11 protein-coding genes are annotated in these 14,067 nt (G+C 65.4%); 6 read left to right on the top strand and 5 right to left on the bottom strand.

What is annotated here, in order from left to right; genetic code table 11:
- Nucleotides 1-11 precede the first annotated feature (11 nt).
- Nucleotides 12-1,280, top strand: a complete 1,269-nt coding sequence (locus ACV095_RS03325; protein ID WP_018768988.1) for a helix-turn-helix domain-containing protein — start codon at nucleotides 12-14, stop codon at nucleotides 1,278-1,280.
- 48 nt (nucleotides 1,281-1,328) lie between these two features.
- On the opposite strand, the gene ACV095_RS03320 is transcribed toward ACV095_RS03325, so the two are convergent.
- A complete protein-coding gene (locus ACV095_RS03320) occupies nucleotides 1,329-2,267 on the bottom strand; it encodes a phosphoribosylaminoimidazolesuccinocarboxamide synthase (RefSeq protein ID WP_478222901.1) in 939 nt (312 codons plus the stop codon).
- A gap of 1 nt (nucleotide 2,268) precedes the next feature.
- A complete protein-coding gene (gene purD / locus ACV095_RS03315; protein ID WP_018768990.1) occupies nucleotides 2,269-3,585 on the bottom strand; it encodes a phosphoribosylamine--glycine ligase in 1,317 nt (438 codons plus the stop codon).
- Between the two features lie 95 nt (nucleotides 3,586-3,680).
- Here purD and ACV095_RS03310 point away from each other — a divergent pair, with 95 nt between their 5' ends.
- Genes ACV095_RS03310 through ACV095_RS03300 form a run of 3 tightly spaced genes read left to right on the top strand, consistent with a single transcriptional unit; the run spans nucleotide 3,681 to nucleotide 6,755 of the window.
- Nucleotides 3,681-5,267: a molybdopterin-dependent oxidoreductase gene (locus tag ACV095_RS03310; RefSeq protein WP_478222900.1), complete on the top strand. Its 1,587-nt coding sequence runs from the start codon at nucleotides 3,681-3,683 to the stop codon at nucleotides 5,265-5,267.
- Nucleotides 5,268-5,320: 53 nt separating this feature from the next.
- A complete protein-coding gene (locus tag ACV095_RS03305) occupies nucleotides 5,321-6,337 on the top strand; it encodes an asparaginase (RefSeq protein WP_268001972.1) in 1,017 nt (338 codons plus the stop codon).
- A 40-nt stretch (nucleotides 6,338-6,377) separates the two neighbouring features.
- Nucleotides 6,378-6,755, top strand: coding sequence for a sterol carrier family protein (locus ACV095_RS03300; RefSeq protein WP_018768993.1), 378 nt, complete (start codon nucleotides 6,378-6,380; stop codon nucleotides 6,753-6,755).
- A 40-nt stretch (nucleotides 6,756-6,795) separates the two neighbouring features.
- Here the strand turns inward: ACV095_RS03300 and ACV095_RS03295 are convergent, their stop codons facing one another.
- From ACV095_RS03295 to ACV095_RS03285, 3 genes are read right to left on the bottom strand one after another with little or no spacing between them, the layout of a single operon-like run.
- Nucleotides 6,796-7,557 carry an SDR family oxidoreductase gene (locus ACV095_RS03295; protein WP_478222899.1) on the bottom strand — a complete coding sequence of 254 codons (762 nt, stop codon included), beginning with the start codon at nucleotides 7,555-7,557 and terminating at the stop codon, nucleotides 6,796-6,798.
- Between the two features lie 13 nt (nucleotides 7,558-7,570).
- A complete protein-coding gene (locus ACV095_RS03290; protein ID WP_056392547.1) occupies nucleotides 7,571-8,314 on the bottom strand; it encodes an aspartate/glutamate racemase family protein in 744 nt (247 codons plus the stop codon).
- Between the two features lie 26 nt (nucleotides 8,315-8,340).
- On the bottom strand, nucleotides 8,341-9,909 hold the full coding sequence (locus ACV095_RS03285; protein ID WP_478222898.1) for an NCS1 family nucleobase:cation symporter-1: 1,569 nt from the start codon (nucleotides 9,907-9,909) through the stop codon (nucleotides 8,341-8,343).
- 311 nt (nucleotides 9,910-10,220) lie between these two features.
- On the opposite strand from ACV095_RS03285, the gene aceE reads away from it, so the two are divergent.
- Both aceE and ACV095_RS03275 read left to right on the top strand, forming a co-directional pair.
- The gene (gene aceE, locus ACV095_RS03280) at nucleotides 10,221-12,962 is read left to right on the top strand and encodes a pyruvate dehydrogenase (acetyl-transferring), homodimeric type (protein WP_478222897.1); all 2,742 of its coding nucleotides are present in this window, start codon (nucleotides 10,221-10,223) and stop codon (nucleotides 12,960-12,962) included.
- 166 nt (nucleotides 12,963-13,128) lie between these two features.
- Nucleotides 13,129-14,058, top strand: coding sequence for an NAD(P)H-dependent flavin oxidoreductase (locus tag ACV095_RS03275; RefSeq protein ID WP_478222896.1), 930 nt, complete (start codon nucleotides 13,129-13,131; stop codon nucleotides 14,056-14,058).
- Nucleotides 14,059-14,067: the final 9 nt, after the last annotated feature.

The raw sequence follows: 14,067 nt of genomic DNA, 5'->3' as shown, positions 1-14,067 counted from the left end.
GGAGGAAACGCGTGGGCAACGGGTTCGGAGAAAAGCTCCGCGCGGAGCGCCTGGAGCGTGGACTGACACAGGCCGAACTGGGCAAGGACCTGTATTCACCCAGCTACATTTCGCTGCTGGAAACCGGCCGCCGGGAGCCGACAGCCGAAGTAATTGAAGAATTGGCACGCAGATTGGAACTGGCCCCCAAGGCGCTGGAGGCTTGGAGCCAGCCAATTTCCGTGAGCGACGCCGAGTACGTGCTGGCAGGCCTCTATGCCCGCCAGGCGTGGGACCTTCGTGATTATCCACTGGCGGCAAGCCACGCTGCCACGGCCGCGAAGATTGCCCTCGAGGGGCGGAACACCAGCGCCTGGTGGAACATGACCTATATGCAGGCCGAATGCCTCATCAAACAGGGAAACTGGCGCGAAGCCCAGAAGATCATGGAGCACTTGCTGGAGCACCCCATGGCCAGGGAATCCGCCGGCCTTGCCGTACGGGCACACCAGATGCTGGCGGGTATCTACCAGGGACAAGGCCAGCTGAGCCTTGCCGTGGACCAGGGGATCCAGGCAGTGGACCTCTGCAGGCAGCTTCCCAAGGGATCCACCCTGATCATCAACGCCCATCACGCGCTGATCGGGGCGCTTGCAGAAAGCGGGCGGCTCGACGAGGCCTGGAAGTATTGCCAGGCCATGATCGACCACGTGGATGAGCTTTCCATGACGCAGCTCGCCGGCGAGGTGGCCTGGGTTGTGGGGAACGTTGCGTTCATGCGGCATGACTACACGGAAGGCGTCAAACACCATGAGCGGGCAGCACGCCTGCTCTCCCCCGCCAATGACATCGAACTGTGGGCACGGTTCAACAAGGCCTCCGCAGCCGTCCGGCTTTCCTCGGGCATCGTGGAGCCGGAGACCCTGTCGGCAATCGAACGTGCCGAACTGGCCTTGTCGATTGTGGGTGGGAACAAGTCCGATCAGCTGGAGGTCGCCTTCATCCGTGCCCGCTGGCTGTACCTGACCGGGGACATTGTGGCCGCCGTCGAAAAGCTGCGGGAAATCCACGCCGAACGCGCGGAGCTCGCCAAGCACACCGCGGGTGAAGTTTCCCTCCTCCTGGGCAAGTCCCTCAAGGCCGCGGGTGATACGGACGAAGCACTGGTGCATCTCGAGGAAGCCCAAAAGGCCTTCGCCACTGCCGGCGCCCAGGACCGGGTTCAACAGGCGCTGGACGCGATCCTCGAGATTAAGCTGGCGCAGAAACGCGCCGCCGCTGCGGCTGCGAAAGCCAGCTGACCAAGCCAGGTAAACCCGCAGTGCGGGCTTACCTGGCTTCCGGTTGTTCTAGGAGAACGCCTTCCCCGTGATCTTCTCGTATGCTTCGACGTAGCGGCTGCGGGTCCGGTCCACTACTTCAGCGGGGAGCGCCGGCGGCGGCGTGTCCGAGGCCTTGTCCCAGCCGGACTCCGCCGATGTCAGCCAGTCCCGCACATACTGTTTGTCGTAGGACGGCTGGGCCTGGCCCGGCTTGTAGGTGGCAGCGTCCCAGAAACGCGAGGAATCCGGGGTCAGCACCTCGTCGCCCAGGGTGATCGACCCGGAGGCTGCGTCGTAGCCGAACTCCACCTTGGTGTCCGCCAGGATGATGCCGCGCTCCCGGGCGATCTTTTCCGCCGTCGTGTAAATCTTCAGCGTCAACTCACTGAGGCGGCCCGCGATGTCGTCGCCCACCAGCGCCACTACGGCGTCGTAGGTGATGTTCTCATCGTGCTCACCGATCAGCGCTTTGGCCGACGGCGTGAAGATGGCGTGCTCCAGCCGGGATCCGTCCACCAGCCCTTCCGGCAGCGGGATGTTGCATACGGTTCCGGAGGCCTTGTACTCCTGCAGGCCGGAGCCCGTGAGGTAGCCGCGGGCGATGCATTCCACCGGGAACATGTCCAGCTTCTTGCAGATCATGGCCCGGCCTTCAACCTCGGCCGGGACGCCGTCCTCCACCGTGGAGCCGAGCACATGGTGTTCCACGCCCAACTGGTCGAACCACCAGAGGCTCAGTTGCGTGAGGATGCGTCCCTTGTCCGGGATTTCGCTGGACAGCACATGGTCAAAGGCGCTGATGCGGTCGCTGGCCACCATGAGCACGCAGTCCTGCCCAACGCGCTGCAGGATGGATTCGTCGGCGGGCTCATAGAGGTCGCGTACCTTGCCGGAGTAGACGTGGGTCCAGCCGGGAAGATCCAGTGTTTTGGTGGCGTAGCCGCGGTTCTCTCGGTTTTCAGTCATGTCAGGCCTTTGCTTTCACGATGGGCATCGAACCGGTGGCGCCGTAAGGAACCTTGATCTCGCCACGGGCGGCTTTGCGGGCGATGTCGGTGCGGAACTGCGCCCCGTCCAGCTGGACCAGCTCCACGCCGTCGTACGCTTTCTCGCGCGCCTCCACCAGGTCACTGCCCAGGGCGACAACCGCCAGGACACGGCCGCCGGCGGACACCACCTTGCCTTCCTTGTCCAGGGCGGTTCCGGCGTGGATAACGTGCACGCCGTCGAGCGCCTCCACTTTCTTGAGGCCACGGATCCGGTCACCGGTGCGGGGCGTGTCCGGGTAGTTTTCGGAGGCAATAACGACGGCGACGGCGGCCTCCTTGGACCACCGCAGCTCCTCAGCCTTGTCCAGTTCGCCCTTGGCGGCGGCCATCAGCAGCGCACCGAGGGGGGTCTTGAGCCGGGCGAGGACGGCCTGGGTTTCCGGGTCGCCGAAGCGGACGTTGAACTCGATCACGCGGGTGCCGCGTGACGTGAGGGCCAGGCCGACGAACAGCACGCCGACGAAAGGGGTGCCGCGGCGGGCCATCTCGTTGACGGTGGGCTGGGCCACGCGTTCAAGGACTTCCTGCACCAGCCCCTCGGGGGCCCACTCAAGCGGGGTATAGGCACCCATGCCGCCGGTATTGGGCCCTTCGTCATTGTCGAAGATGCGCTTGAAGTCCTGGGCGGGCGAGAGCGCCACCGTGTTCTGCCCGTCGCAGAGCACAAACAGGGAAACCTCCGGGCCGTCCAGGAACTCCTCGATGACCACGGAGCCGCCGGCGTCGAAGCAGGACTGGGCATGCGCCAAAGCTTCATCGCGGTTGCGGGTGACAACAACACCCTTGCCCGCGGCGAGTCCATCGTCCTTCACCACGTAGGGGGCGCCGAAGGTGTCCAGTGCCGATGCTGCTTCCTCGGCGTTGGTGGCCACCATGGCCATCGCCGTGGGGACGCCGGCTTCCGCCATGACCTCCTTGGCGAAGGCCTTTGAGGCCTCCAGCTGGGCTGCTGCCTTGCTGGGTCCGAAGACGGGGATCCCGGCTTCGCGGACGGCGTCCGATACGCCTGCGGCCAGCGGAGCTTCCGGGCCCACCACCACGAGGTCCACACCGAGCCGTGCGGCCAGCCCGGCGACGGCGTCGGGATCGTTTCCGTTGATGTCGTAGGTGGGAACCAGTTTGCTGATGCCGGCATTGCCAGGTGCCGCGTGGACCTCGGACACGTTGGGGTCGGCGAGCAGGGAGCGGACAATGGCGTGTTCGCGGCCTCCGGGGCCAATGACGAGTACCTTCACAGTGTCCAAGGGTACTTTGTGCACCCTCCCCGCTCCTAAGCTGTGTCCTCCCCCGCCTGGTCAATCCGGAGTCCCGCCCGCTCCGAACCATACATATGACAAAGCTGCGAAACAGGATGACAGGCGCCGGAACCATGGCCGCGTTGGCAGGCGTGGTGGCAGCCGCCGTCGTACTTGCCGTTGCGGAGCTGATTGGCGCATTTTTTACCGCCCGCGCCACCCCCCTCTTTGCCCTGGGGTCCACCTTCATCGACTTCACGCCGCCGTGGCTCAAGGACTTTGCGATCGCCACGTTCGGCACCAACGACAAGACAGCGCTATTCGTGGGCATGGGCCTGACCATTGCGGTGCTCGCCTGCATCCTGGGCGTGGTGGCCTACCGGAAATGGGCCCTCGGCGTCCTGGGTGTACTTTTCATGGGGGCCGTGATCGTGGCCAGCGTGGTGACCCGCGCCGGCGTCGGCGCCGCTGACGCCATCCCTTCGGTGCTGGGAACCCTGGCCGGACTGGTGGTCCTGCACCGCCTGATGGTGCCGCTGTGGGGGCTGAAGGCGTGGCCGGAAGCGCCGGCGGATACAGCGTCCGACGGCGGCGAACGGCCTGGGGGCGAAGGCACCAGCCGCCGGCGCTTCTTCGCCACTGCCGGGATCACGGCCGTAGCCGCGGGCATCGCCGCCACCGGTGGGCGGCTGCTGGCTGCGGCGCGCAGCAATGTGGCCCAGGCCCGTGAAGCGTTGAGCCTGCCAACGCCGGCGAAAGCTGCAGCCGCCGTACCGGGCGGGGTCCAGTCCACGGTCCCCGGCGTCCCGCCGTGGCTGACGCCCAACGGCGAGTTCTACCGGATCGATACGGCTTTGAGCGTGCCGGAAATCAACGTTGACGACTGGGAACTGCGCGTTCACGGGCTGGTGGAGCAGGAAGTGACGCTCACCTTCCAGGACCTGCTCGACGCCGAGCTCATCGAATCCCACGTCACGCTCACCTGCGTGTCCAATCCAGTGGGCGGCAACCTCGCCGGAAACGCCAAGTGGCTGGGCCTGCCCATCCGTGAGGTGCTGGCGCGCGCCAAGCCCAAAGACGGAGCAGACATGGTGCTGTCAAAGTCCATCGACGGCTTCAGCGCTTCCACTCCCCTTGAGGTCCTGCAGGATGACAGGGACGCCATGCTGGCCATCGGCATGAACGGTGAGCCGCTTCCGCTGGAGCACGGCTACCCCGTGCGGATGGTGGTCCCCGGACTGTACGGGTTTGTGTCCGCCACCAAATGGGTGGTGGACCTGGAGGTCACCCGTTTCGCGGACAGCAAGGCCTACTGGACCGAGCGCGGCTGGTCCGAGCGCGGCCCCATCAAGACGATGGCCCGCGTGGACGTGCCCAAGTCCTTCGCGAAGGTGCCGGCCGGGAAAGTCGCGGTGGGCGGCACCGCATGGGCCCAAACTCGCGGCATCAGCAAAGTGGAAATCCAGATCGACAACGGCGGGTGGGCGGAAGCCACCCTCTCCGCCGAAGCGTCCACCGTTACCTGGCGCCAGTGGTCCTATGAGTGGGACGCCACGCCCGGCCCCCACTACATCAAGGTACGGGCAACCGACGGGACCGGGGCGGTCCAAACCGACCAGCGCGCAGATCCCGTGCCTGACGGTGCGTCGGGCTGGCAGTCGATAATGGTCACCGTGCAGTAGGCCGCAGCCCGGAGTGCCCGGGCTTCTGCGGGGCTGGCCCATAGACTGGCAGTATGCCGCATAATCCGCATGCCACCTTCACTGTTGACTCCGCCGTCGAACTGGCCGTGATCGAACGCAGCGGCTTTGTGGAGTCGCGGCACATCGGTTCCGCCGTGCTCCTGTCCGCCGACGGCTCGGTGGTCACCGAACTCGGAGACATCAACACGCCCATCTTCGCGCGGTCCACGCTCAAGCCGTTCCAGGCATTGGCCGCCATGCAGTCCGGGGTTCCGCTGCGGGGCGCCCAGGTGGCCATTGCCTGCGGAAGCCACACGGGCTCCCTGGACCACATGGACGTGGTGGCGGGCATGCTCAAGGCCGCCGGAGTCCGTGAAGACCAGCTGCAGTGCCCCGAGGCCTGGCCGCAGGATGAAACGGCCCGGAACTGGCTGGTGCGCTCCGAAAAGGGCAAGTCGCGGCTGGCGTACAACTGCTCCGGAAAGCACGCCGCTTTCCTGTGGGCCTGCACGGAAAACGGGTGGGACACGCACAGCTACCTGGAGCCGAACCACCCGCTGCAGCAGCGCGTGCGCACCGTTGTGGAGGAATACACGGGTGAGAAGATCGCCCACCTGGGGATCGACGGCTGCGGCGCCCCCGTGGCGGCTGTCTCCCTGAAAGGCCTGGCCAGGGCTTACTCCCAGCTCGCCAAGGCTCCCGGGGACCAGAGCTTCAGCGCCAGGGCCGCCACCATCGCCACTTCGATGCTCGATTACCCATGGGCGGTACAGGGCCGTGGCGAGGCCAACACCCTGGTGATGGACGAGCTGGAGATCATCGCCAAGATCGGGGCAGAGGGGGTGCTGGCCATGGCCACTCCGCAGGGCGTGTCCGTGGCCGTCAAGATCCTGGACGGAAACATCAGGGCCACCTCGCTGGTGGCCCTGACGCTGCTCGCCGCGGCGGGGGCCGTGGAGATCCCGGGAGTTGCCAGCGTCCTGGAGCAGGTGGTGGAACCGGTGATGGGCGGCGGACGGCCGGTAGGGAAAATCCGCCTGGGCCCTGCTGTTTCCGCCCTCCTGGACTGACACCCCTTCCCACACCAGACATCAAAGGAAGGCTGACCGCATGGCCGTAGCCCGCCGTCGTATTGACGTCCAGCAAGGCAAAGCAGCACTGAACGCATGGCTGGAAGCTGCCCAGCCGTCGTCGGACGCTCCCTTGCCGCGAACCGTCCTGGCCACTGCCGTCAGGTACTCGCTGGAGGAGCTGACGGCGCGTGCACCGGGAAACTCCGTGGAGGTGCGCGTCCCGCCGTTCGGCGTCACCCAGTGCGTTGAGGGCCCGCGGCATACGCGCGGCACCCCGCCCAACGTGATTGAGTGCGACGCCGCCACCTGGCTTGCGATGGTGACGGGACAGATGGAGTGGGCCGACGCAGTCAGCGCCGGCAAGGTGGCCGCGTCCGGGCTGCGCGCGGACCTGTCAGCCCTGCTGCCCCTCTAGCCCCTCCGGCCCTTCGCGCTGCTCCGGCCCGGCAGAAGCCTTAGCCGCGACCGATGAAGGGCATGCCCGCAGCGGTGACCACTACTGACCCCACGCTGGCCGAGGCCGGCATGTTGGCCATCATCAGTACTGCGCGGGCCGCGTCCGCCACCGGAAACATGGGCTCCACCTTGCGGCTGCCGTCTGCCTGCAGGGCCCCCGAGCCGACGCCGATGGTGTCCATGATGTCGGTGGCGGTGTTGCCGATGTCGATCTGCCCGCAGGTGATGCCGTAGCCCCGGCCGTCCAGTTCGATGCTCCTGGTCAGGCCTGTCATGGCATGCTTGGTGACCGTATACGCCACCGTCCGCGGCCGCGGTGAATGCGCCGAGATGGAGCCGTTGTTGATGATCCGGCCGCCCTGCGGTTCCTGCGATTTCATGGTCCTTACCGCCGCGGCGGCGCACAGCATGGACCCGGTGAGGTTCACGGCAAGGGTGGCGTTCCAGTCTTCCAGGCTGATCTCATCCACCCCGGCGGCGGGACCGAACACGCCGGCATTGTTGATCAGGACGTCCACCCGCCCCCACTTCCGGCGCGCTGCCTCGAAAAGCCGTTCGACGTCGTCGCGCCGGGTGACGTCGCACGGCACCACCAGGGCGTCCGCGTGGCCGTCCGCCGTTTCAGCAAGTTGGGCCTCGCGGCGGCCGGCCAGCACCACGCGGTAGCCGTCGGCCAGCATCTGCCGGGCAACCTCCCGGCCAATGCCGGAGCCGGCCCCGGTCACTACGGCGACGCGTGCTGTGGGAAGGGAAGTGGTCATGCGGTCTCCTGGCCTAAAACTGCACCGGCACGGCCGGCTTGTTCAGCGGCCAGCCTATGACGGTCTTGGGACGCGGCGCAGCGAAGGTCCGCACCTTGGAGGTGGAAAGGCCCATCCGGACCAGCGATTCGGCGATGGTTACGGCCGAGGCCACACCGTCCACTACGGGAACGCCTGCCCGTTGCCGGATCTGTTCGTCCAGCCCCGCCATCCCGCCGCAGCCAAGGACAATCACCTCGGCCTTGTCCTCAGTGACGGCCAGCATGGCCTGGTTGATGATTGCCTCAACGGCGCGTTCCGGTTCCTCCTCGAGTTCCAGGACCGCCATTCCGCTGGCACGGACGGAAGCACATCTTGCGTCCAGGCCGGCCAGCTTCAGCCGGTCCTCGATGAGGGGAACCGTCCGGTCCAGCGTGGTGACCACCGAGTACTTATGGCCCAGGAACATGGCTGTGCCGGCGGCAGCCTCGGTGATGTCGACCACCGGCACGTCCAGCAGTTCCTGGAGCCCTTCCCTCCCGTGCTCGCCGTAGCCGGCCTGGATGACGGCGTCAAACGTTCCCGGGAAGGAGGTGACGGCGTCCATCACGGCGATGGCAGCCAGGTAGCTTTCGAAGTTGCCTTCGCAGGAGTCCGCGCCGAACCTCGGGGTGATTCCCACGATTTCCGTGCCGGGAGCGGCAACACTGCGTGCCGAGGCCGCGATGGAGTCCGTCATTGATTGCGTGGTGTTTACGTTGGCGACAAGTATGCGCATTGGGTAGGTCCTTGCTTGTGACTGGCTCAGTGGGTACTGACGACGGCGATGGCTTCCCCGTCGTGGTCGTCCAGCCTTTGGTTGCGGTCGGCGATGAAGAAGTACAGTGCCGCCGCAATGCCCGCTGCGAAGAACCAGGCGAAGGGTGCCGCGGCAGCCAGTGCCGGTACGAAGGCGATCAGCAGGGCAAGGACGGCGGCCGGAACCATGGCGATGATCGCCCGGGGGTTGACGCCCTTCCTGTAGAAGTACGCGCCCTCCGGTGATGCCGTGTAGAGCTCGGGGACGTTGACCTTGCCACGGCGGATCAGCCAGTAGTCAGCCATGACGACGCCGAACAGCGGGCCGAGCAAGGCACCGAGGCCGCCCAGGAAGTACACGATGACCAGCGGGTTGTTGTAGAGGTTCCAGGGCAGGATGACCAGGCCGATGGTGGCGGAGACCATTGCTGCCTTGCGGAAGTTCAACCGCCGGGGGAACAGGTTGGTCAGGGCGTAGACAGGGGCGACGAAGTTGGCCATGAGGTTCACTGCGATGGTCAGGATCAGCAGGGCAAGGCACGCAAGGACCAGGAAGAGCGTGTTGGGGATGGTCTGGACGATATCCGAGGGGCTCTTGATGATGGTCCCGTTGATTTTGAACTGGCCACCGGCCATGACCACCACGATGGCGCCGAACACGAGCATGTTGATGGGGATGCCCCAGAAGTTTCCGCGGACCACGGCCTTCTTTGAGACGGCTGAGCGGGTGAAATCGCAGAAGTTCAGGACGAAGGTGCCGTAGATCGAAACCCAGAGGGCGCCGCCGGCGAAGATCGTGAGCCACATTTCCGGCCCTTCCAGGGCCTTGTTGGAGGACCAGGCGATGCTTCCGCCGGCCTCCACGAAGATCCAGACAGCCATTGCGGCCATGGTGGCCAGGATGACGGGGCCGGCGAAGGCCTCGTATTTGCGGATCATCTCCATGCCGAAGCTGACGATGACCAGCTGGACCACCCAGAGGGCCACGAATGCCATCCACCCCAGCGTGGACAGCCCCAGGAGGGAGTCCTGGTCCAGGTCGTGGAGGCCCGGGAACATGGCCACGAGCATGACGCGGAAGACAACGGACGCCAGGTACGTCTGAATGCCGAACCAGGCCACGGCCACCGCGCCGCGGAGGAGGCTGGCGATCTGGGCGCCCCTGATGCCGAAGCTGATGCGGCTCATGACCGGGAAGGGGACGCCGGTCTTCACCCCCATGAAGCCGGAAAGGGTAAGGAGGCCGAACAGCAGCGCGGCACCAATGCCGAGTGCCATCAGGATCTGCCACCCGCCCAGCCCCAAAGCGAACAGCCCAATGGCGAAGGCGTAGTTGCCCAGGCTGTGCACGTCATTGGCCCACAGGGTGAAGATGCTGTAGCTCGTCCAGCTGCGGCCCGTGCGTTTGGTGGGGGCAAGGTCTGCATTGTAGAGGGAAGGGCTGATGCTCTTGCCGGAAGCCGCGCTGGCCGATTCGCACAGGGCTTCGACACTGCCGGCCGGGTGGACCGGCCCGGCTGACGGCGCTGTCAGGTCCAGGTCCGCGTCAACGCCCGCCGATGGAGGGGTCTGCATAGGGGTCTCAATTCTTTGGTGGATTCCGCGTGGTGAGGCCGACCTTGGGTCGTTTCTGTTATTCCACATTGCGGAATCGAGATATTGAATAGTGAAATAAGAGTATGACCTGCGTCACGGGGGCGTCAAGCAATGCCAGCATGGGCGGGCAGTCACAAACTGTTTCTTCCTCCCGGCCTGCGCACTCTGCGGGCTCAGGGGCACCGGTCACATTGACCATACCCCCGCGTCTGACTAATCTCATCTAGCAATAATGTTTTCTCGTAATATGAAAACTTAAGCCGAGCATTCGAAGATGAAAAGAGGCTGCCGTGGCTGCAGGAGAAGATACCTCCCATATCCTCAGCGGGTTGACTAACCAGCTGCCTGATCGTGATCCGGAAGAGACTGCCGAGTGGGTTGAGTCCCTGGATGCGTTGATCAGGGAACAGGGCACCGAGCGTGCCCAATACATCATGCGGAGCCTGCTGCAGCGCGCCGGCGCGCAGAGCGTCGGGGTGCCGATGGTGACCACCACCGATTACGTGAACACGATCCCGGTGGACCAGGAAGCCCAGTTCCCGGGCAACGAGGAGTACGAGCGCCGGTACCGGGCCTACATGCGGTGGAACGCTGCGGTCATGGTCCACCGGGCGCAGCGGCCCGATATCGGCGTCGGCGGGCACATCTCCACCTACGCCGGTGCCGCGACCCTGTACGAGGTCGGGTTCAACCACTTCTTCCGCGGCAAGGACCACCCCGGCGGCGGGGACCAGGTCTTCTTCCAGGGCCACGCCTCCCCCGGCATGTACGCCCGGGCGTTCATGGAAGGACGCCTCTCCGAGGAGGACCTGGACGGGTTCCGGCAGGAAAAGTCCCGCGAGGGCCACGCCCTGTCCTCCTACCCGCACCCGCGCCTGATGCCGCACTTCTGGGAATTCCCCACCGTGTCCATGGGCATCGGCCCGATGAACGCGATCTACCAGGCCCAGAACAACCGGTACCTGCACAACCGTGGCCTGAAAGACACCTCCGACCAGCAGGTCTGGGCGTTCCTGGGCGACGGCGAAATGGACGAACCCGAATCCCGCGGCCTGCTGCAGCTGGCGGCTAACGAAAACCTGGACAACCTGAACTTCGTGATCAACTGCAACCTCCAGCGCCTGGACGGGCCGGTGCGCGGCAACGGCAAGATCATGCAGGAACTCGAAGCGTTCTTCCGCGGCGCGGGCTGGAACGTGATCAAGGTCGTCTGGGGCCGGGAATGGGATGACCTGCTCACCCGCGACACCGACGGGTCCCTGGTGAAAATCATGAACGAAACCGTCGACGGGGACTACCAGACCTACAAAGCCGAATCCGGCGGGTTCGTCCGCGAACACTTCTTCGGCAAAACCCCGCAGACCAAAGACCTCGTCGCGGACCTCACCGACGACCAGATCTGGAACCTCAAACGCGGCGGCCACGACTACCGCAAGGTCTACGCAGCCTACAAAGCCGCCACCGAATTCAAGGGCAAACCCACCGTCATCCTCGCCCACACCGTCAAGGGCTACGGCCTGGGACCGCGGTTTGAAGGCAGGAATGCCACGCACCAGATGAAGAAGCTGACGGTCGAGGATCTCAAGGACTTCAGGGATTACCTGCGGATCCCCATCTCGGACGAACAACTGGACGCCGACCCATACCGGCCTCCCTATTACCACCCGGGCCTGGATGCACCCGAGATCGCCTACCTCCTTGAACGGCGGCGGGCGTTGGGCGGATCGGTTCCCGAGCGCCGCAGCCGATACAGTGCTGTGGAGCTTCCGGATGAAAAGTCCTACGAGGTAGCCAGGCGGGGTTCTGGCAAGCAGCAGGCGGCCACCACCATGGCCTTCGTCCGCCTGCTCAAGGATTTGCTCCGTGACAAAAAGTTCGGGGGCAGGATTGTGCCCATCGTGCCGGATGAATCACGCACGTTCGGCATGGATGCGTTCTTCCCCACCGCGAAGATCTACAACCCCGAGGGCCAGAACTACCTCTCCGTGGACCGCGACCTGGTCCTGGCCTACAAGGAATCCCCCGCCGGGCAACTGATCCACCCCGGCATCAACGAAGCCGGCGCCGTGGCAGCCTTCACCGCCGCCGGGACCTCCTACGCCACCCACGGCGTGCCCCTGGTCCCGGTCTACGTGTTCTACTCCATGTTCGGCTTCCAGCGCACCGGCGACGCCTTCTGGGCCGCAGCAGACCAAATGACCCGCGGCTTCATCATCGGCGCCACCGCAGGCCGGACCACCCTCACCGGCGAAGGCCTCCAGCACGCCGACGGCCACTCCCCCCTGCTCGCCTCCACCAACCCCGCCGTGCTCACCTACGACCCCGCCTACGGCTACGAAATCGGCCACATCATCCGCTCCGGCCTCGAACGCATGTACGGGCCGGACTCAACGGACAAGAACGTCATGTACTACCTCACCGTGTACAACGAACCCATCGTCCAGCCCGCCGAACCCGAAAACCTCGACATCGAAGGCGTCATCAAGGGCATCTACCTGCTCGCACCGGCAAAGATCGACGGCCCCCGCACCCAGATCCTCGCCTCCGGCGTCTCCGTGCCCTGGGCCATCGAAGCCCAGCGCGTCCTGGCCGACGACTGGAACGTCTCCGCCGACGTCTGGTCCGTCACCTCCTGGAACGAACTGCGACGCGACGGCCTCGCCGCCGAAGAAAAAGCCTTCCTCAACCCCGGCCAACCCGCCCGCACCCCGTTCGTCACCCAGCAACTCGAAGGCGCCACCGGCCCCATCGTCGCCGTCTCCGACTACATGAAAGCCGTCCCCGACCAGATCCGGCAGTTCGTCCCCAACGAATTCGCCACCCTCGGCGCCGACGGCTTCGGCTTCTCCGACACCCGCGCAGCAGCGCGCCGCTACTTCAAGAACGACACCCACTCCATCGTGGTGAAAGTGCTGCAAATGCTGGCGGCGAGGGGCGAGGTTGAGGAGGGCGCGCCGTCGTATGCCCTGGACCGCTACAAACTCCTGGACGTCAACGCCGGCACCACCGGTGGCGCGGGCGGCGACGCCTGAGACGGGGAACCGCGCCAAATTCCGGAGGCCTTTGGGCCTATTGACGACGGTGCAGCTGCGGTCTGTACTTGCCCTGTAAGCCCGTCCCTGTTGTGTGAAGGAGCAGCGGTGGAGTTCGATGCTGCGGACGTCTTTTTGTAAACTCCTCGGAATTGACTACCCCATCATGCAGGCGGGAATGGGGCCCTTCGGGAGCGATGCAGCACTGGCTGCTGCTGTTTCCAACGCAGGCGCTTTGGGCAGCCTCGGCGGTGCACTTCGCACCGCCGAGGATCTTCGCGGCAGCATCCGGCGAATCCGGGAGCTCACCGGGCGGCCTTTCGCGGTGAACTTCACCCAGCCCTGGCTGCGGGGCCACCCCGAGTCCTTCGACATAGCTGTGGAGATGCAGGCGCCTGTGATTTCCATGGCGCTGGGCGATCCGTACGGGTTCCCGGCAAAGGTGCATGCAGCGGGTGGCCTTTTTGTACAGCAGGTCCACACTGTCCAGCAGGCCCGGCTGGCTGCGGACCGCGGCGCGGACGTGATCATTGCCCAGGGAGCTGAAGCCGGCGGGTTCGGCGGGAGTATCTCCACGTTGGTCCTGGTGCCGCAGGTGGTGGATGCGGTGAATCCCTTGCCGGTTCTGGCTGCGGGTGGAATTGCAGACGGCAGGGGCTTGGCGGCTGCCCTCATGCTGGGCGCCCAGGGAGCCAATATGGGGACGCGTTTCCTGGCGTCGACAGAAGCATCGATCAGCGAAGGCTGGAAACGCTCCCTGGTAGCCGCCGAAGCCCAGGACGCCGTCAAGGTGGAGGTCTGGGACGATATCTTCACGAAACCGGGGAGCGGTGCCTTCGATGTGGTTCCCCGCGCCCTGCGGACCCCTTTCATAGATCAGTGGCAACCCAACCGGGCTGGAGCGGTGCAGCAGTCGGCCCGGCTCCAGGAAGATATTGGAACGGGAATCCGGGAGGGGCGGATGGAGGAGTATGTACCATTCACCGGCCAGTCCGCGGGGCTGGTCAGCAGCATTCTCCCGGCCGCAGGGATCGTGCAGGAGCTCGTGGCTGGAGCCGTTGGCGCATTGCGGCGTGCCCGGGAACTTGGTGTGTAAAAGGCCACC

It is taken from the genome of Arthrobacter sp. JDC6 (genome assembly GCF_056484025.1).
Note: the sequence above shows the minus strand (reverse complement) of the source record. Positions and strands in the feature narration are given on the sequence as shown.

Coding starts and splice junctions, on each gene's coding strand:
- ACV095_RS03320 (WP_478222901.1), bottom strand. CDS start 2,267: ATGACTGAAAACCGAGAGAACCGCGGCTACGCCACCAAAACACTGGAT.
- ACV095_RS03310 (WP_478222900.1), top strand. CDS start 3,681: ATGACAAAGCTGCGAAACAGGATGACAGGCGCCGGAACCATGGCCGCG.
- ACV095_RS03305 (WP_268001972.1), top strand. CDS start 5,321: ATGCCGCATAATCCGCATGCCACCTTCACTGTTGACTCCGCCGTCGAA.
- ACV095_RS03300 (WP_018768993.1), top strand. CDS start 6,378: ATGGCCGTAGCCCGCCGTCGTATTGACGTCCAGCAAGGCAAAGCAGCA.
- ACV095_RS03295 (WP_478222899.1), bottom strand. CDS start 7,557: ATGACCACTTCCCTTCCCACAGCACGCGTCGCCGTAGTGACCGGGGCC.
- ACV095_RS03290 (WP_056392547.1), bottom strand. CDS start 8,314: ATGCGCATACTTGTCGCCAACGTAAACACCACGCAATCAATGACGGAC.
- ACV095_RS03285 (WP_478222898.1), bottom strand. CDS start 9,909: ATGCAGACCCCTCCATCGGCGGGCGTTGACGCGGACCTGGACCTGACA.
- ACV095_RS03275 (WP_478222896.1), top strand. CDS start 13,129: ATGCAGGCGGGAATGGGGCCCTTCGGGAGCGATGCAGCACTGGCTGCT.